The 2,641-nt window shown below is 63.8% G+C and carries 2 protein-coding genes and 1 pseudogene; 1 reads left to right on the top strand and 2 read right to left on the bottom strand.

Annotated elements, in window-relative coordinates:
• A partial coding sequence (gene zapE, locus EN994_RS26255; protein WP_164746202.1) for a cell division protein ZapE occupies window positions 1-947 on the bottom strand: 947 nt, incomplete at its 3' end.
• A gap of 166 nt (window positions 948-1,113) precedes the next feature.
• Window positions 1,114-1,653 carry a protease inhibitor Inh/omp19 family protein gene (locus tag EN994_RS26250; protein ID WP_013528844.1) on the bottom strand — a complete coding sequence of 180 codons (540 nt, stop codon included), beginning with the start codon at window positions 1,651-1,653 and terminating at the stop codon, window positions 1,114-1,116.
• A 278-nt stretch (window positions 1,654-1,931) separates the two neighbouring features.
• On the opposite strand from EN994_RS26250, the pseudogene EN994_RS26245 reads away from it, so the two are divergent.
• Window positions 1,932-2,641: pseudogene (locus EN994_RS26245) on the top strand (MBL fold metallo-hydrolase); the annotation flags it as partial.

The following is a 2,641-nucleotide window of genomic DNA, read 5'->3' as shown; positions in this document are numbered from 1 at the left end:
CCGAGCACCGGGACGTGGTCGATGAAAATGGTTGAGAAGCGTCCGGCGATCGCCAGGAAATCGCGCGCGCCAAGCGGCTTTTCGCAGAGATCGGCGAAGGAGAACCGCGCCGCATCGCCTGCCGCACGCGGCACGATCACCTGCCGCCCTTTGAGGGCAATCGATGTCTCGGCGGTCGGCGCGTTGCGCGTCATGGCTTGCCAGGCCTCGTCGAGTAGCTGGTCCGCCGCCGCATCGGCCGGCGTGACATAGACCGGTGTCCGGGCGAGCTTTTCCAGCCGGTAGTCCTTGTCGGCATCGAGCGCCAGCACCTGTGTGTGCCGCTCCAGTATGCCGATGAAGGGCAGGAAAAGCTGACGGTTCAGCCCGTCGCTGTAGAGGTTTTCCGGCGCCACATTCGAGGTGGCGACCAGCACCACACCGCTGGCAAACAGCGCCGAAAACAACCTGGACAGGATCATCGCGTCGGCGATGTCGGTGACCGAGAACTCGTCGAAGCACAGCACCCAGGCTTGCTCGGCAAGGGCCTTGGCCACCGGCGGGATCGGGTCGTCCTGCTTGACGTCGCCGTTCTTGCGCGCCTGCCGGTGCTTCTGGATACGGTCCTGCACGTCCGCCATGAAGTCGTTGAAGTGGACGCGGCGCTTGCGCCGCACCGGCAGCAACTCGAAGAACATATCCATCAGCATGGTCTTGCCGCGACCGACGCCGCCATGGATGTAAAGGCCTTTGACGGCCTCATGCGTCTCGCGCTTGCGGGCGAACAGCCAGCCCAGCGCGCTCGACTTATGCGCCAGCCGCTTGGCCGAAATCTCATCGGTCAGCAGGTCGAGCGCCGCAACGATCCGTTCCTGCGCCGGATCGCGGTCGATCGTACCGGTTTCCACCAGATGCTCGTAGCGCTGCCTGACGGTCGCATGGGTCTGGAGGCCGTCACGCAGATGCATCGGTCACGTCATTTGTTTATGCATGTCGCTGTCCCGAAATCGGGGTCACTTCTGCGCGACACGCATTCGGAGGACTAAAGCGGTCGTGTCTGAACGGATTCAGACGACCCGCTTTAGATCTTTGTTTTCCCAAAACCGCGGTCACTTTTGGGCGACATGCATTAGCCTACCTTGTAAGCGAAATCGGCTGGCCGTTGGAAGTCTGGCCGTCGAATTTCGAGCCGCCCGAGGAATAGAGCCGCGCCAGCGCACCGCCACTCTCGTCATAGAGCGTCAGCTGCTTGCCGGCGACGTTCCACGACTTGACGCCGTCCATCGGCGCCGGGCAATGCAGCGGCCCAGCGCGGAAGCCGGCGCCGAATTTGGTCTGCGGTGTCGCCACCTTGCAGCTCTGGCCCGCAACGCTGGCGTTCCAGACACCGGCGACGCTGGCGGCAGTCACGTCCGAAGCGCCGGCCGGCGCCGAACCATCCGAAGGCAGCGCGGCGACCTGCGTGTTCGCAGGAGCGGTCGGGAATTGAGACGGGTCGGTGGTGCCGGGCGATGCCGGCGGCGGCAGTTGGTTCGCCGTCACCTTGCCGGCGGGCGCGGCCTCCAGCGGTGCCGGCTGCTGGTCATCCATCGAGGAGAAACGCGAGGTCGAACAGCCGCTCGCAACGAGCGCCGCCAGCGATACGGCCACCAGACCGGTTTTCGAAAAAGTCATTCCAACCTCCGTCGGATCCGGCTGGGGGGAAGCCGTCCGCACAATCTCACCCCCACCAAGATGGAGAAGGTGGCGAAATTTCAACCCGATATGGTTAAAATACAGTTTGCAGCAAGAATTGTTGCAAATTTATCGCAATCGCGGCGGCTGACCGCTTGTCGCGCGTCGCCTGGGGATCCGGTCAAAGCAGTGCAGCGCCGACATCGACGGTTGGACGCTTGCGCGAGCCGCCTTAGCGCCTATGTCTGGAAAACGAAACACCTGCCGGAGCCGCAAAATTGGCCGCGAGAAAGACAGCCGCCAATCGCTATTATAGCGGCCCGCCCAGCGACCATTTCGACGGCGCATTGTTCTTCAATCCCGACGGCCAGCCACCCGGCCGTTTCGCCGACCTGCTGAAATGGCAGTTGAATGGCCAGCGCTCGAAATGGCCGGCGAGCGATGCAAGCCCCTTTCCGCAGGCAAAGCCGGCGACAAGGGTCGAGGGCGCCGCGCTGGAAGTGACCATGGTTGGTCATTCCACCTTGCTGGTCCAGACGGCCGGTCTGAACATCCTTACCGATCCGGTATGGTCGTTGCGCGCCTCGCCGCTTTCCTTCGCCGGACCAAAACGCATCAATGCGCCAGGCATCGCCTTGCCGACCTGCCGCCGATCGACCTCGTGCTGGTCAGCCACAACCACTATGACCATCTCGACCTCGCCACGTTGAAGCGGCTGAAGGCCGGCCACGACCCGCTGGTGCTCACTCCGCTCGGCAACGACGCCATCATCGAAGCCGCCGTGCCCGGCATGCGACTGTCGGCGCATGACTGGGGCGACAGCGTCGAGATCGGCAATGGCGCCGCCGTCCATGTCGAGCCGGTGCATCACTGGTCGGCGCGTGGCGCCCGAGACCGGCGCATGGCGCTCTGGGCCGGCTTTGTCGTCGAAACGCCTGACGGCAAGCTCTATTTCGCCGGCGATACCGGCTTCCACGATGGCATCAAC

Origin of the sequence: Mesorhizobium sp. M7A.F.Ca.CA.002.09.1.1 (assembly GCF_003998555.1) — a bacterium.
Classification (GTDB): Bacteria; Pseudomonadota; Alphaproteobacteria; order Rhizobiales; family Rhizobiaceae; genus Mesorhizobium; species Mesorhizobium ciceri.
Note: the sequence above shows the minus strand (reverse complement) of the source record. Positions and strands in the feature narration are given on the sequence as shown.

Excerpts from the sequence above, each read along its gene's own strand:
- EN994_RS26250 (WP_013528844.1), bottom strand. The coding sequence starts at position 1,653 with ATGACTTTTTCGAAAACCGGTCTGGTGGCCGTATCGCTGGCGGCGCTC.